This window comes from Streptomyces sp. NBC_01013, assembly GCF_045162765.1.
Taxonomy (GTDB): Bacteria; Actinomycetota; Actinomycetes; order Streptomycetales; family Streptomycetaceae; genus Streptomyces.
The window spans coordinates 3,861,323-3,883,792 of sequence record NZ_CP108687.1 but is presented as its reverse complement, the minus strand read 5'-3'; the positions used below and the strand labels follow the sequence as shown (position 1 = coordinate 3,883,792).

Sequence of the window (22,470 nt, the reverse complement as noted above, 5' to 3'; positions counted from 1 at the left end):
TTCGTAAGTACTGCTTCGGCGTGGAACGCGTAAACGAGTTGACTGTGTCGGGCACGCTGTTGGGTATCTGAAGGTACGGCCGTCATGGTCGTCCTTCGGTTGCCGGCCCCAGTGAACTCGCCTGTAAGGGTGGGGTGATGGGTGGCTGGTCGTTGTTTGAGAACTGCACAGTGGACGCGAGCATCTGTGGCCAAGTTTTTAAGGGCGCACGGTGGATGCCTTGGCACCAGGAACCGATGAAGGACGTGGGAGGCCACGATAGGCCCCGGGGAGCTGTCAACCAAGCTTTGATCCGGGGGTGTCCGAATGGGGAAACCCGGCAGTCGTCATGGGCTGTCACCCGCTGCTGAACACATAGGCAGTGTGGAGGGAACGAGGGGAAGTGAAACATCTCAGTACCCTCAGGAAGAGAAAACAACCGTGATTCCGGGAGTAGTGGCGAGCGAAACTGGATCAGGCCAAACCGTATGCGTGTGATACCCGGCAGGGGTTGCGCATGCGGGGTTGTGGGATCTCTTTTTCACGGTCTGCCGGCCGTGAGACGAGTCAGAAACCGTTGATGTAGGCGAAGGACATGCGAAAGGTCCGGCGTAGAGGGTAAGACCCCCGTAGCTGAAACATTAACGGCTCGTTTAAGAGACACCCAAGTAGCACGGGGCCCGAGAAATCCCGTGTGAATCTGGCGGGACCACCCGTTAAGCCTAAATATTCCCTGGTGACCGATAGCGGATAGTACCGTGAGGGAATGGTGAAAAGTACCGCGGGAGCGGAGTGAAATAGTACCTGAAACCGTGTGCCTACAAGCCGTGGGAGCGTCGCTGTGTGTGCTTGCACATGCAGTCGTGACTGCGTGCCTTTTGAAGAATGAGCCTGCGAGTTTGCGGTGTGTTGCGAGGTTAACCCGTGTGGGGAAGCCGTAGCGAAAGCGAGTCCGAATAGGGCGATTTAGTAGCGCGCTCAAGACCCGAAGCGGAGTGATCTAGCCATGGGCAGGTTGAAGCGGAGGTAAGACTTCGTGGAGGACCGAACCCACCAGGGTTGAAAACCTGGGGGATGACCTGTGGTTAGGGGTGAAAGGCCAATCAAACTCCGTGATAGCTGGTTCTCCCCGAAATGCATTTAGGTGCAGCGTCGTGTGTTTCTTGCCGGAGGTAGAGCACTGGATAGGCGATGGGCCCTACCGGGTTACTGACCTTAGCCAAACTCCGAATGCCGGTAAGTGAGAGCACGGCAGTGAGACTGTGGGGGATAAGCTCCATGGTCGAGAGGGAAACAGCCCAGAGCATCGACTAAGGCCCCTAAGCGTACGCTAAGTGGGAAAGGATGTGGAGTCGCAGAGACAACCAGGAGGTTGGCTTAGAAGCAGCCACCCTTGAAAGAGTGCGTAATAGCTCACTGGTCAAGTGATTCCGCGCCGACAATGTAGCGGGGCTCAAGCGTACCGCCGAAGTCGTGTCATTCACACATATAGGGCCAACGCCTGTGTGGATGGGTAGGGGAGCGTCGTGTGCCGGGTGAAGCAGCCGCGGAAGCGAGTTGTGGACGGTTCACGAGTGAGAATGCAGGCATGAGTAGCGATACACACGTGAGAAACGTGTGCGCCGATTGACTAAGGGTTCCTGGGTCAAGCTGATCTGCCCAGGGTAAGTCGGGACCTAAGGCGAGGCCGACAGGCGTAGTCGATGGACAACCGGTTGATATTCCGGTACCCGCTTTGAAACGCCCAATACTGAATCAGGCGATGCTAAGTCCGTGAAGCCGGCCCGATCTCTTCGGAGTTGAGGGTAGTGGTGGAGCCGACGAACCAGACTTGTACTAGGTAAGCGATGGGGTGACGCAGGAAGGTAGTCCAGCCCGGGCGGTGGTAGTCCCGGGGTAAGGGTGTAGGCCGTGTGGTAGGTAAATCCGTCACACATTAAGGCTGAGACCTGATGCCGAGCCGATTGTGGTGAAGTGGATGATCCTATGCTGTCGAGAAAAGCCTCTAGCGAGTTTCATGGCGGCCCGTACCCTAAACCGACTCAGGTGGTCAGGTAGAGAATACCGAGGCGTTCGGGTGAACTATGGTTAAGGAACTCGGCAAAATGCCCCCGTAACTTCGGGAGAAGGGGGGCCATCACTGGTGAGGGAACTTGCTTCCTGAGCTGGGGGTGGCCGCAGAGACCAGCGAGAAGCGACTGTTTACTAAAAACACAGGTCCGTGCGAAGCCGTAAGGCGATGTATACGGACTGACGCCTGCCCGGTGCTGGAACGTTAAGGGGACCGGTTAGCTGACTTTCGGGTCGGCGAAGCTGAGAACTTAAGCGCCAGTAAACGGCGGTGGTAACTATAACCATCCTAAGGTAGCGAAATTCCTTGTCGGGTAAGTTCCGACCTGCACGAATGGCGTAACGACTTCTCGACTGTCTCAACCATAGGCCCGGTGAAATTGCACTACGAGTAAAGATGCTCGTTTCGCGCAGCAGGACGGAAAGACCCCGGGACCTTTACTATAGTTTGATATTGGTGTTCGGTTCGGCTTGTGTAGGATAGGTGGGAGACTTTGAAGCGGCCACGCCAGTGGTTGTGGAGTCGTCGTTGAAATACCACTCTGGTCGTGCTGGATGTCTAACCTGGGTCCGTGATCCGGATCAGGGACAGTGTCTGATGGGTAGTTTAACTGGGGCGGTTGCCTCCTAAAGAGTAACGGAGGCGCCCAAAGGTTCCCTCAGCCTGGTTGGCAATCAGGTGTTGAGTGTAAGTGCACAAGGGAGCTTGACTGTGAGACCGACGGGTCGAGCAGGGACGAAAGTCGGGACTAGTGATCCGGCAGTGGCTTGTGGAAGCGCTGTCGCTCAACGGATAAAAGGTACCCCGGGGATAACAGGCTGATCTTCCCCAAGAGTCCATATCGACGGGATGGTTTGGCACCTCGATGTCGGCTCGTCGCATCCTGGGGCTGGAGTCGGTCCCAAGGGTTGGGCTGTTCGCCCATTAAAGCGGTACGCGAGCTGGGTTTAGAACGTCGTGAGACAGTTCGGTCCCTATCCGCTGTGCGCGTAGGAATATTGAGAAGGGCTGTCCCTAGTACGAGAGGACCGGGACGGACGAACCTCTGGTGTGCCAGTTGTCCTGCCAAGGGCATGGCTGGTTGGCTACGTTCGGAAAGGATAACCGCTGAAAGCATCTAAGCGGGAAGCCTGCTTCGAGATGAGTATTCCCACCCTCTTGAAGGGTTAAGGCTCCCAGTAGACGACTGGGTTGATAGGCCAGATGTGGAAGCCCGGTAACGGGTGGAGCTGACTGGTACTAATAGGCCGAGGGCTTGTCCTCAGTTGCTCGCGTCCACTGTGTTAGTTCTGAAATAACGAACGGCCGTGTTTTGTTCCGGTGTTGGTTAATTTCATAGTGTTTCGGTGGTCATTGCGTTAGGGAAACGCCCGGTTACATTCCGAACCCGGAAGCTAAGCCTTTCAGCGCCGATGGTACTGCAGGGGGGACCCTGTGGGAGAGTAGGACGCCGCCGAACAATTATTGTAGAAAGCCCCGTGCCCTTGTGGCACGGGGCTTTTCTGCGTTCCGGACCAGAATGAGCCCGGCCGGAAGCCCGCAGAGCAGAGTGGTCTCAGCTCGCTGTGACCAGGTGGGTGTCGTACGCCAGAATGACCGCCTGCACTCGGTCCCGTGCTCCCGTTTTCGCGAGGACGCGCGAGACATGAGTCTTTACGGTCGATTCGGCCAGGTGGAAGCGCTCGGCGATCTCCGAGTTGGTCCAGCCCCGGCCGATGACGGTGAGGATCTCCCGTTCCCGGTCGGTGAGTTTCGCGATCCGGACGTCCGGGGTCGCGGGGCCGCCCGGGGTGGGCGGCAAGTGCTGTACGTACGCGTCCAGGAGACGGCGGGTCAGGCTCGGGGCGACCACCGCGTCGCCGCTGGCCACGGCCCGGATGCCGGAGAGGAGCTCCTCGGGGAGCGCGTCCTTGATCAGGAATCCGCTGGCGCCGGCGCGCAGACCGTCGTACGCATAGCGGTCCAGATCGAACGTGGTGACGATGAGGACGCGGGTGCGGGAGCCGGTCCTGATGATGCGGCGGGTCGCCTCGATGCCGTCGAGCAGGGGCATGCGGATGTCCATCAGGGCGACGTCCGGCTGGTGTTGGGCAACGAGTTGGAGCGCTTCGTGGCCGTTGGCCGCCTCGCCGACGACCGTCATGTCGTCCTGGCTCTCCAACAGCATGCGGAACCCGAAGCGTTGCATCGGCTGGTCGTCCGCGATGAGCACGGTCGTCACGAGGGGGAGTCCTCCAGGGGGAGTCGGAGCCGTACCTGCCAGCCCGTGGTGGCCGGCCGGCCCGCTTCGAGAGTGCCGTCGTACAGGGAGGCGCGTTCGCGCATGCCCGCGATGCCGGTGCCGCCGGGACCGGCGATGGGGCGGGGGTTGCCGTTGTCCGTGATCAGGACGTCCAGCTCCGTCGGACGGTACGTCAACGTGACTTCCGCTGCCAGGGACTGGTCCGGGCCGGCGTGCTTCAAGGTGTTCGTCAGTCCCTCCTGCACCACCCGGTACACCGTCAGTTGACGCCCGGCGGTGGGCGGTACGGGTGGGGGCGTGCCGCGGCGGTGCAGGCGGACGGGGAGACCTGCGCTGCGTACGCCATCGAGCAGGGCGTCGATGTCGTCGAGAGTGGGCTGAGGGGTGCGTTCGGCCCGGTCCGGTTGGTCGCGCAGGACGCCGAGCAGACGGCGGAGTTCGGCGAGTGCCTGGCGGCTGGTGGTGCCGATGGCGTCCAGAGCCTGGGCCGCCCGTTCCGGGCTTTTGGGCGCGGCGTACGCGCCGCCGTCCGCGAGGCCGGTGATCACGGACAGGTTGTGGCCGATGATGTCGTGCATCTCCCGTGCTATCCGCGTCCGTTCGGCGGCCGCCGCCAGCTGGGCCTGCTGGTCACGTTCGCGTTCGAGGCGGTTGGCGCGGTCGACGAGGGCCTCGGTGTACTCCTTGCGCGTACGCACCACGATGCCGACCAGTGCGGCGAACGCGAACGCGTACAGGTGCGGGACGAAGAGCCGGTCCCAGTCGTCCGGGAAGTGGCCCGCGCCGATCACGAGCGGTGCGAGCACGATTGCGCCCGACCGGGCCAGCGTGCGCATGGGCTGTCTGAGCGCGATGTTGAAGACGACGATCTCCTGGAGGAAGGCGGCCTGGATGACCGCCCCCGTCCATACGTTGACCAGGGAGAACGGCGCCATGAACAGCAGCACGGCCAGCGGGTGGCTGCGGCGCCACAGCAGTGGGGCGGAGAACGCCACGCTCATCGTCAGGACCCACGGCGCCGGCACGTCCGGGTCGACGGCGACCGTGCGCCAGCCACCGGACGAGACGTCGAGGGCGGCGAACAGCACCCAGGACGTGGTGAGCAGTCCGTCCCAGACGAGGGGCCGGCGGCGGTCGTGGGCGCGGATGCGTTGAAGCAGGCGCTGGATGTGCCCGGTGAGCGGGAAGGTGCCCGTCGACCGGTTCGTGTCGTCGTCCGTCACCCGTCCATCCTCACCGTCCGGCCCCGTCCGCGTCATGCGTCGCGGCGTCCCAGGAGTGCAGCCGCCGCGATCAGTGTGGCGGCTGCCCACAGGACGAGGGCGAGGAGGGCGCCGCCGGTGGAGGCGGCGTCGGGGAGCGGTGTCGCGGAGCCCAGGACGCCGGCCGCCTGGGTGGGGAAGTACCGGACGGCCGTTTCCACCGCGTCGTACGGAAGCATGGTGAGCACCTCCGGCAGGACCATGACGCCGCCGATGAAGGCGCCGATCGCACCCGGGACCGAGCGGAGCAGGGCGCCGAGCCCGAGGGCGATGAGGCTGAGGAGGGTGGCGCCGACGGCGTTGCCCGCCACGGCCCGGAGAACGCCGGGGTCGGTGAGGGAGGCGGCTTGGTCCGTGTCGTGGAGGAAGAGTTGTGCGACGACGAACGTGAGCAGTGAGGTCGCCAGCATGACGCCGAGGACGGTGGTGGTGAAGACGGCGGCCTTGGCCCACAGGACCGGGAGGCGGCGTGGGACGGCGGTGAGCGAGGCGCGGATCAGGCCCGAGAAGTACTCGCCGGCGGTGACGAGGATGCCCAGTACCACCGTGCAGAGCGTGCCGAGGGTGGTGCCGTAGAGGACGAGGATCACGGTGTCGACGTCCGAGTCGCCGCCGTCGGACGTGTAGGTGGTGCCCATGACGACGCCCACGGCGAGGATCAGGGCGGCGGCGGCGCTGAGGGTGATCCAGCTGGAGCGCAGGGTGTGGAGTTTGTGCCATTCGGAGCGCAGCACCCGGGCCGGGGTGACGAGGTAGGGGTGCTGGGTGGGCGTCGCGGTGGTCATGCGAGGGCTCCGGTGGGTTCGGGGGCGGTGATCCGGTACTCGACCGATTCCTGGGTGAGGTCCATGAAGGCCTGCTCCAGGGAGGCGGCGAGGGGGGTGAGTTCGTGCAGCGGGATGGCGTGGTCGGCGGCGACGCGTCCGATGTGGGCGGAGTCCGTCCCGTGGATCACCAGCTCGTTCGGGTCGTCCGTGCCGGTGATGTCGATGCCGGGGCCGCGTAGGAGGTCGCGCAGGGCGGCGGCCTGCTGGGTGGCGACCTTGACCGTGTTGCCGCCCGCCGTGGCGACGAAGTCGGCGACCGTGGTGTCGGCGAGGAGGCGGCCGCGTCCGATGATGACGAGGTGGTCGGCGGTGAGAGCCATCTCGCTCATGAGGTGCGAGGAGACGAGGACCGTGCGGCCCTGGGTCGCGAGGGATTTGAGCAGGTTACGGATCCAGAGGACCCCCTCCGGGTCGAGGCCGTTGACCGGCTCGTCCAGAATCAGGGTGGCCGGGTCGCCGAGCAGGGCCGCGGCGATGCCGAGCCGCTGGCCCATGCCGAGCGAGAAGCCTTTGACGCGTTTCCCGGCCACCGCGGTCAGCCCGGCCAGGTCGAGGACGTGTTCGACGCGGCTGCGCGGGATGCCGTGGGTGTGGGCGAGTGCCATCAGGTGGTGGAAGGCGGTCCGGCCGGGGTGGACGGAGCGGGCCTCCAGGAGGGCGCCGACTTCGGTGAGGGGCGCGCTGTGGGTGGCGTACGCGCGTCCGCCGATCGTGGAGTGGCCGCGGGTGGGGGCGTCCAGGCCGAGGAGCATGCGCATGGTCGTGGACTTTCCGGCGCCGTTCGGGCCGAGGAAGCCGGTGACGGTGCCGGGCCGGACCGTGAAGTCGAGGTCCTGGACGACGGTGGTGCCGCCGTACCGCTTGGTGAGTTCGTATGCCCTGATCATGCGGTCGACGCTACGGAGCGGGCGGGCGCGGGGCGTCGGACCAGGGGCGGGACGTGGTGGCGGCCGTAGTACCGGGGTACGACGTTTCGGTCGCGGCCGAATCTGTTTGCACGGGGGCCTGCGGCGGGTCAGGATCAGCGCATGGACTACGTGATACGCCCGGTGCGTGCCGAGGAATGGCAGCTGGTCAAGGAACTTCGGCTGGCTGCCCTGCGGGACCCGGCGGCACCGGTGGCCTTTCTTGAGACGTACGAGCAGGCATCGGAGCGGTCCGACGACTTCTGGCGGGAGCGGGCGGCCGGTGCGTCCGAGGCGGGCGGTGGCGGAGTGCGGCAGTTCGTCGCCGAGGCGCCCGACGGCAGCTGGGCGGGCACGGTGACCGTGCTGATCGAGCGGCCGGACGACGCGGTGCGGTTCGGTGGGCCTGCCGCGGTCCACCAGGCTCATGTGGTCGGGGTGTTCGTGCGCCCCGAGGCGCGGGGTGGGGGGCTGGCCGAGGAGTTGTTCCGGGCCGGGATGGACTGGGCGTGGTCGTTGGGTGAGCCGTTGATCGAGCGCGTACGGCTGTATGTGCACGAGGGCAATCCGCGGGCGGCGGCTCTGTACCGCCGGATCGGGTTCGTGCCGACGGGGGAGACCGTGCCGATGCCGGGTGACCCGACGGCCCGGGAGTTGGAGTACGCGGTGGCCCGCCCTCAGGAGCTCGGGGGGTCAGTCGCTCGGCGGATTCGGGGCTAAGGGCTGTCCCGCAATTCCTGGCGGGCGCACGACGACAGCTACGGCACCTCGCCGCGTTGTCGAAACGCCCGAATACATCCAGTACGCGGGCGCCTCTCCGCCTTGCGATGCGCCGCATCCGACGCCGCGCGCTGATCCACCAGGAATTGCGGGACAGCCCTTGGGCGTATTGATCACGGACGTTGTTGACACGGGGGTCTTGATCAAAGGCGAAGACCTCCGGTGTGGTGGAGCTGTCTAGGACTGCACCGCACTGGAGGTCTTCGTGTCCCACCGTAATGCCCGGCTGACTGTTCATGGCAGGCGGCTGCTGATCCAGCGTGTCCTCGCGGGCCGTCCGGTCGCGCACGTGGCAGGAGAGATAGGGATCTCGCGGGCCACCGCCCACTAGTGGGTCCGGCGATGGCGGTCCGAGGGAGGTCCGGGGCTGTCCGACCGTCCGAGCCGGTCGATGACGGGCTGCACCTCGCTCGGCAACTGGTAGGCCGGGCGAGGTGTGCCCGTTGGTGCGACGGACCGACTTGCTTCGGGCTGGGCCCCTGGGACAGCCCGGCGCCCGGTCAGCTGAGCCGGGTGGTGGCGTACGCCTCGATGGCGTCGCGCTGGTACGCGGCCAGGCCCGGTGCGATGGCCTCGTACGCCGAGCGCCAGGCGCTGTTGTCCACGCAGGAACGCCCGACGGCGCGGTACTCCTCGGCGGAGACGGGCCGCAGTTGGGTCATGGCCTGGTACCGGGTGTCGATCTGGGCCTGCACGGGTGCGGTGTCGGCCGGGTGGCCGGCGGCCATCAGGTCGGCCAGCAGGATCATCTGTGTCGTGCGCTCGCGCTGTCCGGCCTCGATGTCCTGCGGGGCCATCGCGGCGACCGTGCGGGCGACCTCCTCGGCGTGCTCGGGGAAGTCGCGCAGGTTCTCCTGGTACTGGGAGGGCTGGATGCCCTCGAACAGGTTCTCCGGTCGGTTGATGGGCCTGGGATTGCCGTCCTTCCTGGACTGTTCCAGTTCGGCGATCGTGCGGGAGACGGTGCCGGCCAGGGCGTCGAGCCGGTCCCGCTCGGCGAGCAGCCGCCGGTGGTGGCCGCGCAGGGCGTCCACCTCGTCGACCTGCTCGCCCAGGATCCGGCCGACCTCGGGAAGCCCCACCCCCAGCGCCCGCAGTACGAGAATCTGCTGCAGCCGCAGCTGGTGCTCCTCGTAGTAGCGGTGGCCGTTGGCCCCGGTCCGGGCGGGCGGCAAGGTTCGTCGCCGCGGCCGTCGCCGCCGCGGTACAACGGCCGCCCGCCTAAGGGCTGTCCCGCAGTTCCTGGTGGGCGCACGCCGACGGCTACGGGCCTTTGGCGAGAGCCAGGCCGTCAGTCTGCACTGGTCACTGCGTGCGGGCGGCGCGATCCCTCTCGTCGTTTCCGGCCGGTGGTCACTCGATTCCGAGCGGTTCGATACCCAGATCCTCACGCATGCGGCGGCGCATCTCCGCCATGGCCGTGCGGCGCTGTTGGATGAAGGCCCTGTCCTCGGCGGAGCCGACGACGACCCCGCGGGCATAGGCGTCGCGCATCCGGCGCAGGCTGTGGAACGCCTCGTTTCCGGCCGTGACAACGAGGGGCGGTCCCACGAGCCAGAGTTGCTCGCCGGCCGTGTGCAACCCGGTTCCGCGGAAGGCTTCGCGCACCGCCGCGTCACGTGCCGACTCGGACATGTGATCGCCCAGGGCGACAGCCCGTATCTCTTCCCCGGCGTCCTTGAGGGTGGACGCGTATTCGGTGTAGACGGCGCGTCGCACTTCCCGGGTGTGTCGTGCTTCCTCGCGCCGCCACCTGCTGCGATCGGCGATAAGGGTGGCGGCGATGCCGATAGCGGCGCCCGTCAGCGTGGAAAGCAGAGACATCCATTCCATGCGCCACATGCTGTCTCAACTGATGCTGCGGCACCAGCGGTTCGCACCTCGCGACAACGGGTCCCTGACCGCTTGTCGTGCGCCGGGCAGCGCTGGTGGTTCAGAGGGTGGTCGGGGTCTGGAGCTGCTGGGTCCAGCGAGCGCGGGCCTGTTCGCGGGAGCGGAGCAGGGCGATGGTCGGCAGGCCCTGCTCCTCGCCGCCGGCGAGGAGTTCCGGCAGCCGGGGCAGTGGCGCCACGGCGGCGATGTCGTCAAGGACGAGCGTCATTGGTGGGTCGAGCCGACCGTCGGATGACCGTGCGGCCATGCGGCGGCCGTGGTCGACCACGTCTGAGGCGAGCGCGGTGAGCAGGGGCATCGCCCCGGGTCCCGAGCGCGGGTTCTCGATGGGTTCACCGACCACATAAAGGCTGCCCCCTTCGTCCGCGAAGGAATCCAGTGCGAGCGCATCGGCACGGTTCGGTGTGCAGGCCTCCCGGATGTGGACCGACGACAGGGCCCCGAAGGCCCGCACCGTCAGTTCCTGCGCCATCTCGCGGCGTTCGGGGTGGGCGGTGAGCGCGGACTCCAGCAGTCCGGCAAGGCCGGAGGCCGCCTTGGGGTGGGTACGCAGGAGGCGCACGGGTTCGTGGGCGCTGCCGCCGAGGGCCCAGCGGTGGACCTGGCGGAAGGGCCGGCCGTCGATGGCGGCGGCGTGCAGCCAGCACTGGAGGAGGGTCTCCGCGGTGTCGGCCGTCGCAGCGTCGATGCGGGACTGCGGTCGTACGGGGGCGAGGAGCGCCGCGGAGCGGGCGGCCGCGCGGTCGGGCTGCTCGCAACCGGTGGTGGGGGCCCAGTGGAGCCGGGCCGGGGTGTCGCAGAGGTGGCCGGGGTCGTACACGAGGACCGGGCCGAGCTTGGCCCGGGCGTCCTTGGTCTCGGCCCAGACGCTCGGGTCGGAGGTGACGACGAGCACGGGCCCGTCCGCCTCCCGGATGGCCTGGACGGCGGTGGGCCGGCGAGTGGAGGCGGGTCCGTAGACGACGAGGGGCGTGCGCGGGGAGGGGACGACGGCAGGGAGAGAGGTCTGGGGATGGGGGGCGTCGGCCGGGAGAGGGGCCGGGGGCCGGGGAGCGTCGGCAGGGGTCGGCTTTTCGGTGAGGGACGCGGGCCCGGGGGCGGGCGTGGGTGCGGGCGCCGGGTGGGGTTCCGCTGTCCGTCCCGCGTACACGTACTCCTGCGGGGGCTCGCTCCGCCGGTCCAGGAGGTCGGCGCGCCGGCGCGCGCGTACGCCTCGCCAGCGGGCGACCACGCCCATGACGAACACCGTCAGGACCACCAGGACCATCAGTTCGCCGATGAACAGGCCCCAGAACAGGCCGTATCCGGAGAGCTCCCCGGCCGGTGTGGTCGGCCAGGCGGCGGGCAGGTCGTGCGGGGCCTCCACCAGCCGGCGCATGGCCAACGGGGTCTCCGCGAGGGTGACGCCGTCCGGCCAGCCGCCGTGGGCGAGGAGGCCGGCCAGACCGGTGGCCGTCCAGGCCAGCAGCGTCAGCCCGAGCAGGAAGAGCAGCAGTCCGATCAGCAATCCGTCGGGGATGCCCCCGCCGCTCCCGTTCCCGCCGCCGTTCCCGTTTCCGACGCCGCGTACGTCTCCGCGCCCCGCACCCGCCATGTCATGCCACCGTTGACTCGGACGACTCGTTCAGCCGTTGCTGGTTCTCGATCCGTGCCGCGCGTTGCTCCGCCTCCAGTTCGGCGGCGCGCACGTCCTCCGGGAGGAGGTCGACGGCGGAGGACTCGGTCATGGCGCGGTCGGTGAAGACGAGGGGGCGTTCGGCTTCGGTGATCAGGTGTTTGACGACCTGTACGTTGCCGTTGACATCCCAGACCGCGATGCCCGGGGTGAGCGTGGGGATGATCTCGACCGCCCATCGGGGCAGCCCGAGCACCCGCCCGGTCGCTCTGGCCTCGTCGGCCTTCTGGGCGTAGATCGTGCGTGTCGAGGCCATCTTCAGGATGGCCGCTGCTTCCCGCGCCGCGGCTCCGTCGACCACGTCGCTGAGGTGGTGGACGACGGCGACGAACGAGAGTCCGAGCCGTCGGCCGAATTTCAGCAGCCGCTGGAAGAGCTGGGCGACGAAGGGGGAGTTGATGATGTGCCAGGCCTCCTCGACCAGGAAGATGCGCTTCTTCCGGTCGGGCCTGATCCAGGTGTGTTCCAGCCAGACGCCGACGATCGCCATCAGGATCGGCATGGCGATGGAGTTGCGGTCGATGTGCGAGAGGTCGAAGACGATCAGCGGGGCGTCGAGGTCGATGCCGGCGGACGTCGGCCCGTCGAACATGCCGCGCAGGTCGCCGTCGACGAGCCGGTCCAGGACGAGGGCGACGTCCAGGCCCCAGGCGCGTACGTCGTCTATGTCGACGTTCATCGCTTCGGCGGATTCCGGTTCCGGGTGGCGCAGCTGGTCGACGATGTCCATCAGTACGGGCTGGCGGTCGGTCGTCGTCTCGTTCACGTAGGCGTGCGCGACCTTGAGCGCGAAACCGGAGCGCTCGTCGAGGCCGTGTCCCATGGCCACTTCGATGATGGTGCGCAGCAGGGCGAGCTGCCCGGTGGTGGTGATCGCCGGGTCGAGCGGGTTGAGGCGGATGCCGCCGTTGAGCGCGGAGGTGGGGTCGAGGCGGATGGGGGTGAGGCCGAGCTCCTGGGCGATGAGGTTCCATTCGCCGACGCCGTCCTCGCCCTGGGCGTCCAGGACGACGACCTGGCGGTCGCGGAAGCGGAGCTGGCGCAGCACGTACGTCTTCTCCAGCGCGGACTTGCCGTTGCCCGACTCGCCGAGCACCAGCCAGTGCGGGGCGGGGAGCTGTTGCCCGTACAGCTGGAAGGGGTCGTAGATGTAGCCCTTGCCGGAGTACACCTCACGGCCGATGATCACGCCGGAGTCGCCGAGGCCGGGGGCGGCGGTGGGCAGGTAGACCGCCTGGGCCTGTCCGGTCGAGGTGCGGACGGGCAGCCGGGTCGTCTCCACCTTCCCGAAGAGGAAGGCGGTAAAGGCGTCCGACAATGCGGACAGCGGATCTCGCATGGCGTGACCGACCTCCCTTTCGTCTCTCTCGGTCGTGTGCGGCTAGCGGCGGATGCCGGTGGCGAACGGCAGGGTGTTCACGAACGCGCGGTGGTGCTCGCGGTCGCACCACTCCAGCTTGAGATACGACTTTCCTGCCGAGGCCCGGATCGTCCGCTTGTCGCGGGCGAGGGACTCGGGCGAGCGCGACGACACGGTGATGTACCCCACGAGGTTCACTCCGGCCGCGCCGCTCGCGAGATCTTCACCCCGCTGGTCGAGTCGGCCGTGGGCGGCGATGTCACGGGGGTCGACGGTCCGGTTCATCTTGGCCTGGCGGCTGGCCTCGGCCTCGTCGTTGGTCTTCTCGGTGAGCATCCGCTCGATGGCGATCTCGGTGGGTTCGAGGTCCATGGTGACCGCGACCGTACGGATCACGTCAGGGGTGTGGACGAGGAGCGGGGCGAGGAAGTTGACGCCGACGGGCGTCATCGGCCACTCCTTCACCCAGGCCGTGGAGTGGCACCAGGGCGCGCGGGTGGACGACTCACGGGTCTTGGCCTGGAGGAACGTCGGTTCGACCGCGTCCAGTTCGGCCGGCCAGGCGTTGCGCTTCGTCATCGCCTGGATGTGGTCGATGGGGTGGTCGGGGTCGTACATGGAATGTACGAGGGAGGCCAGGCGGCTCTGGCCGAGCGGCTGGCGGACCCGGATGTCGGCCTCGGCGAGCCGGGCGCAGATGTCGGTGAGCTCACGCGCCATGACGACGGCGAGGCCTGCGTCCCGGTCGATCTTGCGTCCGGCGTGCGGGCGGGCGGCGCGGGCCATGGCGTGGGCCTCGGCGGCGAGCTCGCGGGTGAAGTGCATGCAGGCGACGAGGTAGGCGCGGTGCTGCTCGCTGGAGGTGGAGACCATGGACTGGAGCTGCTCGTACGACTCCTGCAGCCAGCCCGGGGACGCCTTGTCGCCGCGCTGGGCGACGTCCTTGGCGTGGGCGTCGGGGTCGGCGGGCAGGGTGCGGGCCAGCATCTGGATGCGGGTCACGAAGCCGTCGCCGTTCGCGACGTGCTTGAGCAGGGTGCCGAACCGGTCGACCAGCGCTTCCTGGTCCTCGCTGTCGCGCAGCCCGACGCCGGGTCCCTCGATCTCGATGGCCGCGGTGACGGTGCGGCGGTCGGCGTGCAGCAAGACGGCGATCTCGTCCGGCCCGAAGGGCGCGGCCAGCCAGTTGATCCGGCCGATGCCGGGGGGCGGTCCGATCTCGACCTCACGCCCGTCGGCGCTGACACCCGCCTCCATGGCGGAGGAGCGGTAGGAGGTGCCGCGGCGCAGGGAGCGCTTGAAGCTGCGGTTGATCTCGAACCACTTGTAGAAGGTCCGGTGCTTGTACGGGACGTAGACGATCGCGAGGGCGAGCAGCGGGAATCCGGTGAGCAGCACGATGCGCAGGGACAGGACCGGGACGAGCAGCCCGCTCATCATGCCGAGGAACGCGCCGCCGATGATCAGGGCGATCTCGCCCGTCTCGCGGTTCTTGCCGACGATCGCGTTCGGCCGGGCCCGGCCGATGAGATACGTACGGCGGGGCGTGATCGGATGGGACTGAGTGCTCAACGCCCGCCACCTCCTGTGCTCTTGTTACCTGAACTGCCTGACCCGCCGGATCCGCCGCGTGAGCTGCGGCTGCCGTGCGGGGTACCGGACGTGGGGCCCGAACCGCTGCGGGGCGGAGGTGCGGCGGAGGGGACAGATCCGCCGCCGACCCCGCTCCCGGAGTTGCGGGAGCTGTGCGCGGCGACTCCGCCGCTGACCGGGTTGGCGGGCCGCCCGCCGCCGCTGTTGCCGCCGCTTTCCTGACCGCCACCGCCGCGGCTGCTGTGGGTCTTGATGCCCTGTGAGACGAGAGCGGCGGGGGAGCTGATCATCGCGGCTGCCTGGGAGCCGTCGGTGGCCTGCTTGCGGTTGGTGCGGGCGCCCTGGATCTCGTCTCCGAAGCCGGGGACGAAGCGGTAGATCATGCCGGAGGCGAAGATGGCCAGCAGGATGATGGCCAGCCCGGAGACGACGGCCGAGAACGCGTCGGGTCCGTCGTCCGACGACAGTGCGCCGGCCAGCCCGAGCACAATGACGATGACGGGCTTCACCATGATCACGGCGATCATGATGCCTGCCCAGCGGCGTACGTGGCCCCACATGTTCTTGTCGACGAGCCCCGCGTACACGGCGGTTCCGAGCAGGGCGCCGACGTAGAGCAGGGCGGCGCGGATCACGAGCTCCAGCCAGAGGATGCCCGCCGCGAGGATCGACACCAGCGAGACGACGATCAGCATGATCGGGCCGCCGCCGATGTCGGCGTCCTTCTTGAGCGCTTCGGCGAACGACCCGAAGAAGACGTCGGTCTGCCCGCCGGAGGACGAGGAGATGACCTCGGTGACGCCGTCGGTGGCGGAGACGATCGTGTACAGGATCAGCGGCGTGAACGCGGACGCGAGCACGGTGAGCCACAGGAACCCGATGGCCTCGGAGATCGCGGTGGTGAGCGGCACACCGCGGATCGCGCGCTTGGCGACGGCGAGGAGCCACAGGACGAGCGTCAGCACGGTGGAGGCGGCGAAGACGATCGCGTACTGCTGGAGGAAGCGGGTGTTCGTGAAGTCGACGTTGGCGGTGCTCTTGACGGCCTCGCTGAGCTTGCCCACGATCCACGCTGCGGCGTCGGCGCAGCCGCGGCCGAGGGAGGTGAGGGGGTCGAGGGCGGGGTCGACGCTGTCGGGGAGGTTGGACTTGGGGGCGGGGTCGCCTTCGCAGTAGTCCTTGGCGAGGCCCACGATGAGATCGCATGCCTCGTTTCCCTTGCTGGGTGACGGGGACGGGGACGGATCAGCAGTGGCTTGCGAGGCCAGAAGGACCACCATGGCGGGCAGGCTGCCCAGGGTGGTCAGGACGCGTGCGCCGGGGCGGCGGTTAGCGTGCATAGACGAAGCCTCCATATCCCTCGACCGCGCCGGCAATTTCGTCTGCAGACGAAGCCCGATTGTCACCGCTGACAGGAGTAGGCCCCTCTGCCTGGCTGGACGACTCGATCTTCCAGTCGTTGCCGGTCCACTTGAGCTTTTCCGAGATGGTGAACCAGGTCTCGGTGACAGGCTTTGTGGATCCCTGTCCGGCCATGCCTACGAGGCCGGTGCACCAGACCTCGACGGTTGCTGCGTCTCCGCTGTGGTCGACCACCTTGGTGCCCACCGGAATCGTTCTGGAGACAAATGTCAGACCGTCGGGTGCGCTGCCGTCCTGATTCAGGCCGACGTTCTTGAGGAATCCCGGGGAGTAGGCCGTGTTGAGGTCGGTGACCAGCTTGTCGACGACTGACGGGTCGTGCGTGGTCTGCACGATTGCCTGACGGGAGGCAGGGCTGAACATGTCAGCCGAGCCGAGTGCCACAGCGAAGTTGGACGCCGCGCTCTGCGCCCCCTGCTCGTCGTGCGCGAACCCCGACGGAATCTGGCCGTTCTTCCCCGTCACCGGCTTGGTCCCCGTAGCCGCGGTAGGCGCCGCCCCCGCCTGGCTTCCGCCGCTGCCGCCCGACGTGCCGTCCTTGTCGCCGTCACCGCCGCCCATGTTGGCGAACGCGATCGCGCCGAGCAGCAGGACGATCACGCCCACGACCGTGACCAGTGAGCGCGAGCTGCGCGGGCGGCGGGGGCCGTAGCCGTCGCCGCCCTCGCCGTCGGGGAGGCGGGTGCGGGTCTGACGCGTACCGCCGATGGTGCTGTAGCCGTCGCCCGTACGCCCCGAGTCGTTGCCGTAGCCGTCGTCGTGACTCATGCTGCGTACGCCCCCTCAACCGTTGCCTGAACCGTGTCTTTGTACGACGGTAGCCGTGCTGCTCTCCGCGTGGACGCGGTGTGGTGACTCGACATCAGGAAGACGCAACCTCTGCCGGTGGGCACGACGGACGGATGGTGAGGGGTGGCCGGGACAGCTCCTGGGCGTGGGCGGCGGTTGGTTAGACGGCCATCCCGTAGACGATGGTGAACACGGTGCCCAGCGATCCGATGATGAACACACCGGTCAGGCCTGCGACGATCAGTCCCTTGCCCTGTTCCGCGCTGAACGTGTCACGGAGGGCGGTCGCGCCGATGCGCTGTTTGGCGGCGCCCCAGACCGCGATGCCGAGGCAGAGCAGGATGGCGATCGCCATCACGACCTCGATCATTACGCGGGCCTCGTTGCCCAAGGTCCCGAACGGGCCCCAGTTCGGGGCGATTCCGCCGATGATGGTGGTGATGTCGCCCTTCTCAGCTGCCAGGATCATGTAAGTCACCGCCCCTGTTGGGTAGTTCGGCACCCGTGCCGCATGGCACGGGTCACCCTCTATCTTCGCTGATGAAACTGCTCTCGTACGACGACTTGGCGGCTCTCTTTACCCGGATCTCGTACATATGACCGGTCTGACCGCCCTGACCTGCGGATCGAATCGGTGTGTGAGCGATTTGTGTCTGGTTACTCTGTGTATCACGGAGGGTGACGCCGGGCAATGATCGCCATCGCGCCACCCTGGCCGAGACCTGCGACGGGGCCGGAACCGCACCCATCAGGGGTGATGTGGGGTGGTCGGGGCCGCCGCGGTCACAGGAGCGGGTGGCGGGGAACCGGCGGCCGGGGAGGGGTTCGCCAGGCCGGTGGTGGCCGGTAATCACACCAGGTGCCGTCGAAGGGGAAGATTCCGGCCTCGGCGAGGCGGACCACCCTGTCTCCCTCGGTCCTGATGGCCGCCGCCTCCTCGGTGGTCCAGTAGGCGGGGTGGCCGGTCTTCTCGGCGAAGGACTCCTCGTCCTTCCACTGCCAGGTCCGGTCCGGGGCCACGTTGATGTCGAGTTCGTGGTCGGCGATGTCGATGTCGTCGCCCCGGTGGACGCGGCGCTCCAGGTTGACGTACCAGCCGCGGAACTTCTGTCTGCGGTCGAAGAGCCACAGGACGGAGTGCGCGACATCGGTCGGCTGGTAGAAGAGGGCGTTGCCCATCGGCCACCGGCCGGCGATCACGGGGTAGCCCTCGGCCGGGCGCTCGTGCGGGGCGATGTCGCGCAGGTGGGTGGCGCCGCGTGGCAGAGCCGTACGCCACATCGGGGTGCCGGTCTCCATCCAGACGAGCTGACCCTCGGGCGTGCGTTCGACCAGGCGCACGGGTACGGAGGCGCTCAAGTGGCCGCCTATGAAGAAGTTCCAGTGCAGGATCTGCCCTGGCTCATCGCTGTCGCGATCGCTCGCGTCGATTCTCGCGTCGATTCTCGGCTCGGTTCGTGTGCGGTTGCCGACGACGTCCCTCTTGCCCGCATTCATGCAATTGATCATGCCCGCGGAGAGGTGTCCGGACACGTGTCCGGCCCCCCTGCGCCGCAGGGGGGCCGAGATCCTGGAGGGCGGGGCAGAACACCGGATGACGGTTCAGTGGCCTCCCCGGTTCTCCACGCACGGCCCCGTCCCCGGCTGTGGTTCGGCGTAGGCGCCGTGCACCTTCATGGTCAGCTCCTTCTCCGTCACGTGCCCGGACACGCACACGTCGCCCGTGTGAACGCTGTAGAAGTCGTTGGAGATGTAGACGCCGTGCTCCTTCCCGCAGCCGAGATGCTTCAGCGCCGCAGTGATCCGCTTCTCGCTGACGTCGCCCTCCTTGCGCGCCTTGTCCAGCTCGTACTGGATGAGCCCGGCCGAGGCCTCGCCCATGGCGCGTTTGGCCGGGCTGAGCTCGACCGACATGCGGTAGGCGTGATTGCCGGCGTAGTTCGGCGGCCCGTCCCCGTTGTTTCCCTCGCGCGGTGCTGCGGTCGTGGGGGCGGAGGAAGCCGGGCTCGGCGGGGCCTCGGCGGGCTGGGCGCACTTCGGCCGAGGGGTGAACGACGGCCGTGGGAAGGCCGACTGGGCCTGCTGCTGCCCGGCATGTTCGGTTCCGCACGCGGTCAGGGGGAGCGCGAGGAGGGCGGCGGTTGCGGCTGATCGTCTGAGGTGTGTGGTGAGGGACATGACATGAGTCTCCCGTCCTGGGCCCCGCACGGCATGAGTAGGGGTACGCCTATGCGGGCCGTGGCCTGCTCGCGGTGGCCCGCGGCCGGTCAGTCGACGGCGATGCCCCGGGCCGCGAGCACCTCGGGGTCGAAGGCGGCGCCCATTCCGCAGTCGTCGACACCCGTGATCAGCCGCAGATTCGGCAGCAGACCGAGGTCGTCGAGCGTGCCCACGTCGTAGAGGTCGTCCTCCCCGTCCCAGACCGGGGAGCACTCCTGGTACACCTCCAGGCCGCCGTCCAGGTCGAGCGTCTCGACCGTCGCGAGCAGCTCCGGGCTGATCTCCAGTGCCTCGAAGTGGGCGCGGGCCTCGGGGAGAACAGTGTGCGCGAGGTCGTTCTCGTACGCGTAGTCCTGCGGGTCGTTGATGCCCTTCGCCTTGAGGCAGTCCGCGATGCGGAACGCCGGGGTGAGGGTCTCGTCTTCGTACATGAGCTTCTCGATGACGAGCAGCTTGAAATTGAAGTCGCGGAAGGCAGCCATGCGCGGATGGTAGCGGCGGCCGGCCGGCCGGGATCCGGGTGCCCGGGTCCTGGCGGGGAAGCGTCTGCGTGATCGCGCCCTACGCGTCCGGGGCGGCGTGGCGGCCCGTCGTGGAGGCGAAGCCGAGCCAGGTGTGCCGGTTGCCCGCCCAGCACCAGCCGGCCTTCGGGGCATTGCGCCGCTCTCGGCCGTCGCGACCGGTGCCGTTGCTGATCCAGAGCGCCGGAGTGCGGGCGTCCAGGGTGCCGTTGGGCTTGCGCAGCCGGGAGCCGATGGTCATGAAGCAGCGGTTTCGCTCCAGGGCGTCCGGCTGTTGCAGCACCCAGTGGATGCCCTCGGTGAGCAGCAGCGGGGTGCGGTCCTGCGCGGTGAGGGCGGGCAGTGCCTCGTCCGGGCTCCAGTTGGCCATATGGTCGCCGCGGTCGATGCCGGTAAGGGCGTAGAGCGGTGCGGTCGGGACCACGACCGAGTCCAGTGGGGCGAAGAGGTCGACGTCGGGCATGTCGACGACGACGAAGCCCGGTTTGCCGTCGCGTCGGAGGAGCGGGGCGAGGGCGGACGCGGGGGCCCGGTCCGGGTGGACCGCGAGCAGTCCGCCGGCCTCACCGCCGGCTGCCTCGGCTGCGTCGCGGAACTCGGCAGCCGACAGGCCGGCGATCTCGTGCACTCCGAGCCCGATCAGCGTTTCGGCCTGCGCGGTGAGGGGCGGGAGTGCGGGGAGGGCGGTGGAAGGGACGGGCGTGAGTTCCGGCACGGTGCTCCTCGGTCTGCTGATGATGCGGACGGCCGCAGAGCGTAACGAGACGGCTGTGCCGGAACGTTCCCTTCAGGTTCCGCCGTCCCTCACGTCCGGCGACGGAGGCAATGGGACGCGGCGACCGCTCCCGGCAACGGTGCCCGGAGGAGGAACGGTTGGTGGAGCACCCTCACCATCAGGCAGCCGTATCCGGGGTCCCCGGTCTCGCGCAGGTACGTCGCGAAGCCCGATTGTCAGTGGGGCGATCTAACGTGACTGTGTGGAGTGAAGGCGTGAGATGCCTGGCGACAGGGGGCGTGATGTCCGAAGCGAGCGAGTTCCACCTGCCCTGCGGTGAGACCGCCGCCGAGCGTGGGTCGGTGCGCTCTTCGCTCGCGCGATGCGCAGGCGCCGCACCCGCTTCGCCCGTACGGAGGCAGATCCGCATGTCCGTTCCGCTCCCGCAGCGCCTCGGTCCGGGGGCGGCGGGGTGAGCCGGGCATCGGAGGAGTCCAACCGCCGGCTCCTGCGGGCCAGGGACGCGATGGACCGCGCGTACGCCCAGCCGCTCGACGTACCGGCCCTTGCCCGGCTCGCCCATGTGTCCGAGGCGCACTTCTCGCGGACCTTCCGGGCCACCTTCGGCGAGACGCCGCACCGGTACCTGCAGCGACGCCGGGTCGAGCGGGCGATGTTCCTGCTCCGGGAGACCGAGCGCAGCGTGACGGACATCTGCTTCGAGGTCGGCTTCGGTAGCACGGGGACGTTCAGCCGGACGTTCCGCGACATCGTCGGCCGGTCGCCGAGGACGTACCGCAGAGAAGCGGAGCCCACGGGCGTTCCGACGTGCTTCACGATGGCGTGGACCCGGCCGAGCGGCTGAGAGGGGTCGGCGGACCGGGCCCATTGAGCAGTTCTGGATAAGTTTTCGCGCGGCCTCTTCCGTAGCGTGGACGTCATGTTCAACGCAATCACGCACTCACAGATGTACGTCCTCGACCAGGACGAGGCCCTCGACTTCTACGTCGGCAAGCTGGGGCTGGAGGTGGCCGCCGACGTCGACATGGGGTTCATGCGGTGGCTGGCCGTCAGCGTCCCCGGCCATCCGGAACGCCAGGTCCTGCTGGAGAAGCCGGGCGCGCCGGCGATGTCCGAGGAGACGGCGGCGCAGGTCCGCGACCTGGTGACGAAGGGGGCGATGGGTGGCTGGCTCATCCTCACCACGGACGACTGCCGGAAGACCTACGAGACGCTGCTGGCCCAGGGCGTCGAGTTCACCGAGGAGCCCACCGAGCGTCCCTACGGTACGGACTGCGGCCTCCGCGACCCGTTCGGCAACCGCCTCCGTTTCACGCAGCTGAAGGAAGGCTGACGGAACGGAACGGCAAAGCCTCCTGAGGGCCACGCGGCCCATCAGGAGGCTGTCCCGCTTCCGCCGGGCGGGGTCAGGACTTCGTGTCCGCCTGCTTCATGGAGCTCACCGCGTCGGCGATCGTGCCGCGGTACAGACCCAGCTTCGCGTCGCCCACCTTCACGTCGGGGCCGAGCGGGAAGTTGAGCTGCTCCGCGTTGGGCATGTGGTCGCCGTCGGCCAGCACGTTCAGTTCGTTGACCCAGGTGACACCGGGGCCGTTGCCGGGGTTGAGGTCGATCACCGCGATGGCGGCGGTCTTCGGCTTGACCGGGTAGGCGGGGGCGCCGCCGAGGCCGCCGGGGACCAGCGGGTGGATGTCGCCGCTGTGGTCCGCGGCGTTCGAGGCGCCCAGGCTGACCCGCGGGAAGTAGCTCAGGCCACAGGAGTTCGCGCCGGTGTTGTTGACCTCGATCACCTGCTGGGTGGCCGAGCCCTCGCGTGCGTACACGCGGACCGAGAGGTCCTCGCTCCTGCACGGGTGCTTGTAGGCGTAACTGTCACTGGTGTTGCCGCCGGCGGTGGTGCCGGTCTTGGCGGCGCCCCCCTTGGACGTGCCCGTGCTGGAGGCGACCGTCTTCGCGGAGCCTTCGGTCTTCGCGGAGCCGCCGGTCGTCGCGGTGTCCGTGGTCTTGTCGGAGGCGGCGGGCTGCGAGGCGCCTGCCGAGGCGACGGTCTTCGCGGCGCCGTCCGCCGGTCCGGCCGACTTCGTGCCGCCGTCGTCCCCGCCGCAGGCCGTGAGGGCCAGGGCGAGTACGGCGGTGACTGCGGCGCCGATGGTGGCGGTGCGCTTGCGGGTGCGGATCGTACGCATGTGAATTCC

The 22,470-nt window shown here is 68.0% G+C and carries 20 protein-coding genes, 2 rRNA genes and 1 pseudogene; 6 read left to right on the top strand and 17 right to left on the bottom strand.

What is annotated here, in order from left to right; genetic code table 11:
* Window positions 1–188: 188 nt before the first annotated feature.
* Both OG538_RS16775 and rrf read left to right on the top strand, forming a co-directional pair.
* Window positions 189–3,313: ribosomal RNA gene (locus OG538_RS16775) — 23S ribosomal RNA — on the top strand.
* Window positions 3,314–3,392: 79 nt separating this feature from the next.
* Window positions 3,393–3,509 (top strand): 5S ribosomal RNA (gene rrf / locus OG538_RS16770).
* A 96-nt stretch (window positions 3,510–3,605) separates the two neighbouring features.
* Here the strand turns inward: rrf and OG538_RS16765 are convergent.
* From OG538_RS16765 to OG538_RS16750, 4 genes are read right to left on the bottom strand one after another with little or no spacing between them, the layout of a single operon-like run.
* Complete coding sequence (locus OG538_RS16765; RefSeq protein ID WP_406094420.1) at window positions 3,606–4,271, bottom strand: response regulator; 666 nt, start codon at window positions 4,269–4,271, stop codon at window positions 3,606–3,608.
* Window positions 4,268–5,551: a sensor histidine kinase gene (locus OG538_RS16760; RefSeq protein ID WP_406094418.1), complete on the bottom strand. Its 1,284-nt coding sequence runs from the start codon at window positions 5,549–5,551 to the stop codon at window positions 4,268–4,270. The genes OG538_RS16765 and OG538_RS16760 overlap by 4 nt, the downstream gene beginning before the upstream one ends.
* The gene (locus OG538_RS16755; RefSeq protein WP_406094416.1) at window positions 5,548–6,339 is read right to left on the bottom strand and encodes an ABC transporter permease; all 792 of its coding nucleotides are present in this window, start codon (window positions 6,337–6,339) and stop codon (window positions 5,548–5,550) included. Before OG538_RS16755 ends, OG538_RS16760 begins: the two co-directional genes overlap by 4 nt.
* On the bottom strand, window positions 6,336–7,268 hold the full coding sequence (locus OG538_RS16750; protein ID WP_406094414.1) for an ATP-binding cassette domain-containing protein: 933 nt from the start codon (window positions 7,266–7,268) through the stop codon (window positions 6,336–6,338). Before OG538_RS16750 ends, OG538_RS16755 begins: the two co-directional genes overlap by 4 nt.
* A 141-nt stretch (window positions 7,269–7,409) precedes the next feature.
* Between OG538_RS16750 and OG538_RS16745 the strand changes: the two genes are divergently transcribed.
* Both OG538_RS16745 and OG538_RS16740 read left to right on the top strand, forming a co-directional pair.
* Complete coding sequence (locus OG538_RS16745; RefSeq protein ID WP_406094412.1) at window positions 7,410–8,006, top strand: GNAT family N-acetyltransferase; 597 nt, start codon at window positions 7,410–7,412, stop codon at window positions 8,004–8,006.
* 265 nt (window positions 8,007–8,271) lie between these two features.
* Window positions 8,272–8,463 (top strand): annotated as a pseudogene (locus tag OG538_RS16740) (leucine zipper domain-containing protein); the annotation flags it as partial.
* A 103-nt stretch (window positions 8,464–8,566) separates the two neighbouring features.
* Here OG538_RS16740 and OG538_RS16735 read toward each other — a convergent pair.
* The 12 genes from OG538_RS16735 to OG538_RS16680 all read right to left on the bottom strand — a co-directional run bounded on the left by OG538_RS16735 (window position 8,567) and on the right by OG538_RS16680 (window position 20,254).
* The gene (locus OG538_RS16735; protein ID WP_406094410.1) at window positions 8,567–9,241 is read right to left on the bottom strand and encodes a TipAS antibiotic-recognition domain-containing protein; all 675 of its coding nucleotides are present in this window, start codon (window positions 9,239–9,241) and stop codon (window positions 8,567–8,569) included.
* A 178-nt stretch (window positions 9,242–9,419) separates the two neighbouring features.
* Window positions 9,420–9,899 carry a hypothetical protein gene (locus OG538_RS16730; protein ID WP_406094409.1) on the bottom strand — a complete coding sequence of 160 codons (480 nt, stop codon included), beginning with the start codon at window positions 9,897–9,899 and terminating at the stop codon, window positions 9,420–9,422.
* A gap of 100 nt (window positions 9,900–9,999) precedes the next feature.
* Window positions 10,000–11,553 carry a type VI secretion protein gene (locus tag OG538_RS16725; RefSeq protein ID WP_406094407.1) on the bottom strand — a complete coding sequence of 518 codons (1,554 nt, stop codon included), beginning with the start codon at window positions 11,551–11,553 and terminating at the stop codon, window positions 10,000–10,002.
* A 1-nt stretch (window position 11,554) separates the two neighbouring features.
* Window positions 11,555–12,973 carry an ATP-binding protein gene (locus OG538_RS16720; RefSeq protein ID WP_385286120.1) on the bottom strand — a complete coding sequence of 473 codons (1,419 nt, stop codon included), beginning with the start codon at window positions 12,971–12,973 and terminating at the stop codon, window positions 11,555–11,557.
* A gap of 42 nt (window positions 12,974–13,015) precedes the next feature.
* Complete coding sequence (locus OG538_RS16715) at window positions 13,016–14,566, bottom strand: SCO6880 family protein (protein WP_406094405.1); 1,551 nt, start codon at window positions 14,564–14,566, stop codon at window positions 13,016–13,018.
* Window positions 14,563–15,867: a hypothetical protein gene (locus tag OG538_RS16710; RefSeq protein ID WP_406100179.1), complete on the bottom strand. Its 1,305-nt coding sequence runs from the start codon at window positions 15,865–15,867 to the stop codon at window positions 14,563–14,565. Before OG538_RS16710 ends, OG538_RS16715 begins: the two co-directional genes overlap by 4 nt.
* Window positions 15,868–15,916: 49 nt before the next feature.
* A complete protein-coding gene (locus tag OG538_RS16705; RefSeq protein ID WP_406094403.1) occupies window positions 15,917–16,777 on the bottom strand; it encodes a hypothetical protein in 861 nt (286 codons plus the stop codon).
* 181 nt (window positions 16,778–16,958) lie between these two features.
* Entirely contained in the window at window positions 16,959–17,267 is a 309-nt protein-coding gene (locus OG538_RS16700; RefSeq protein ID WP_072489575.1) for a hypothetical protein, read from the bottom strand.
* Between the two features lie 314 nt (window positions 17,268–17,581).
* Window positions 17,582–18,295 carry a DUF402 domain-containing protein gene (locus OG538_RS16695; protein ID WP_406094401.1) on the bottom strand — a complete coding sequence of 238 codons (714 nt, stop codon included), beginning with the start codon at window positions 18,293–18,295 and terminating at the stop codon, window positions 17,582–17,584.
* Between the two features lie 105 nt (window positions 18,296–18,400).
* Window positions 18,401–18,976 (bottom strand): hypothetical protein, encoded by a 576-nt coding sequence (locus OG538_RS16690; protein ID WP_406094399.1) that lies wholly within the window; start codon window positions 18,974–18,976, stop codon window positions 18,401–18,403.
* An 89-nt stretch (window positions 18,977–19,065) separates the two neighbouring features.
* Window positions 19,066–19,500, bottom strand: coding sequence for a DUF6892 domain-containing protein (locus OG538_RS16685; protein WP_406094397.1), 435 nt, complete (start codon window positions 19,498–19,500; stop codon window positions 19,066–19,068).
* A 79-nt stretch (window positions 19,501–19,579) separates the two neighbouring features.
* Window positions 19,580–20,254 (bottom strand): DUF5701 family protein, encoded by a 675-nt coding sequence (locus OG538_RS16680; protein ID WP_406094395.1) that lies wholly within the window; start codon window positions 20,252–20,254, stop codon window positions 19,580–19,582.
* Window positions 20,255–20,726: 472 nt separating this feature from the next.
* Between OG538_RS16680 and OG538_RS16675 the strand changes: the two genes are divergently transcribed.
* Window positions 20,727–21,119: a helix-turn-helix domain-containing protein gene (locus OG538_RS16675; protein WP_406094393.1), complete on the top strand. Its 393-nt coding sequence runs from the start codon at window positions 20,727–20,729 to the stop codon at window positions 21,117–21,119.
* A gap of 75 nt (window positions 21,120–21,194) precedes the next feature.
* Entirely contained in the window at window positions 21,195–21,608 is a 414-nt protein-coding gene (locus tag OG538_RS16670) for a VOC family protein (protein ID WP_406094391.1), read from the top strand.
* A 73-nt stretch (window positions 21,609–21,681) separates the two neighbouring features.
* Here OG538_RS16670 and OG538_RS16665 read toward each other — a convergent pair whose 3' ends face one another.
* Window positions 21,682–22,461 (bottom strand): DUF4232 domain-containing protein, encoded by a 780-nt coding sequence (locus tag OG538_RS16665; protein WP_406094389.1) that lies wholly within the window; start codon window positions 22,459–22,461, stop codon window positions 21,682–21,684.
* Window positions 22,462–22,470 lie beyond the last annotated feature (9 nt).

What these genes read in the sequence shown, in the direction of transcription:
- OG538_RS16760 (WP_406094418.1), bottom strand. Translation starts at nt 5,551, where the DNA reads ATGACGCGGACGGGGCCGGACGGTGAGGATGGACGGGTGACGGACGAC.
- OG538_RS16755 (WP_406094416.1), bottom strand. Translation starts at nt 6,339, where the DNA reads ATGACCACCGCGACGCCCACCCAGCACCCCTACCTCGTCACCCCGGCC.
- OG538_RS16750 (WP_406094414.1), bottom strand. Translation starts at nt 7,268, where the DNA reads ATGATCAGGGCATACGAACTCACCAAGCGGTACGGCGGCACCACCGTC.
- OG538_RS16745 (WP_406094412.1), top strand. Translation starts at nt 7,410, where the DNA reads ATGGACTACGTGATACGCCCGGTGCGTGCCGAGGAATGGCAGCTGGTC.
- OG538_RS16730 (WP_406094409.1), bottom strand. Translation starts at nt 9,899, where the DNA reads ATGGAATGGATGTCTCTGCTTTCCACGCTGACGGGCGCCGCTATCGGC.
- OG538_RS16725 (WP_406094407.1), bottom strand. Translation starts at nt 11,553, where the DNA reads ATGGCGGGTGCGGGGCGCGGAGACGTACGCGGCGTCGGAAACGGGAAC.
- OG538_RS16720 (WP_385286120.1), bottom strand. Translation starts at nt 12,973, where the DNA reads ATGCGAGATCCGCTGTCCGCATTGTCGGACGCCTTTACCGCCTTCCTC.
- OG538_RS16710 (WP_406100179.1), bottom strand. Translation starts at nt 15,867, where the DNA reads ATGGTGGTCCTTCTGGCCTCGCAAGCCACTGCTGATCCGTCCCCGTCC.
- OG538_RS16705 (WP_406094403.1), bottom strand. Translation starts at nt 16,777, where the DNA reads ATGAGTCACGACGACGGCTACGGCAACGACTCGGGGCGTACGGGCGAC.
- OG538_RS16700 (WP_072489575.1), bottom strand. Translation starts at nt 17,267, where the DNA reads ATGATCCTGGCAGCTGAGAAGGGCGACATCACCACCATCATCGGCGGA.
- OG538_RS16695 (WP_406094401.1), bottom strand. Translation starts at nt 18,295, where the DNA reads ATGAATGCGGGCAAGAGGGACGTCGTCGGCAACCGCACACGAACCGAG.
- OG538_RS16690 (WP_406094399.1), bottom strand. Translation starts at nt 18,976, where the DNA reads ATGTCCCTCACCACACACCTCAGACGATCAGCCGCAACCGCCGCCCTC.
- OG538_RS16685 (WP_406094397.1), bottom strand. Translation starts at nt 19,500, where the DNA reads ATGGCTGCCTTCCGCGACTTCAATTTCAAGCTGCTCGTCATCGAGAAG.
- OG538_RS16670 (WP_406094391.1), top strand. Translation starts at nt 21,195, where the DNA reads ATGTTCAACGCAATCACGCACTCACAGATGTACGTCCTCGACCAGGAC.
- OG538_RS16665 (WP_406094389.1), bottom strand. Translation starts at nt 22,461, where the DNA reads ATGCGTACGATCCGCACCCGCAAGCGCACCGCCACCATCGGCGCCGCA.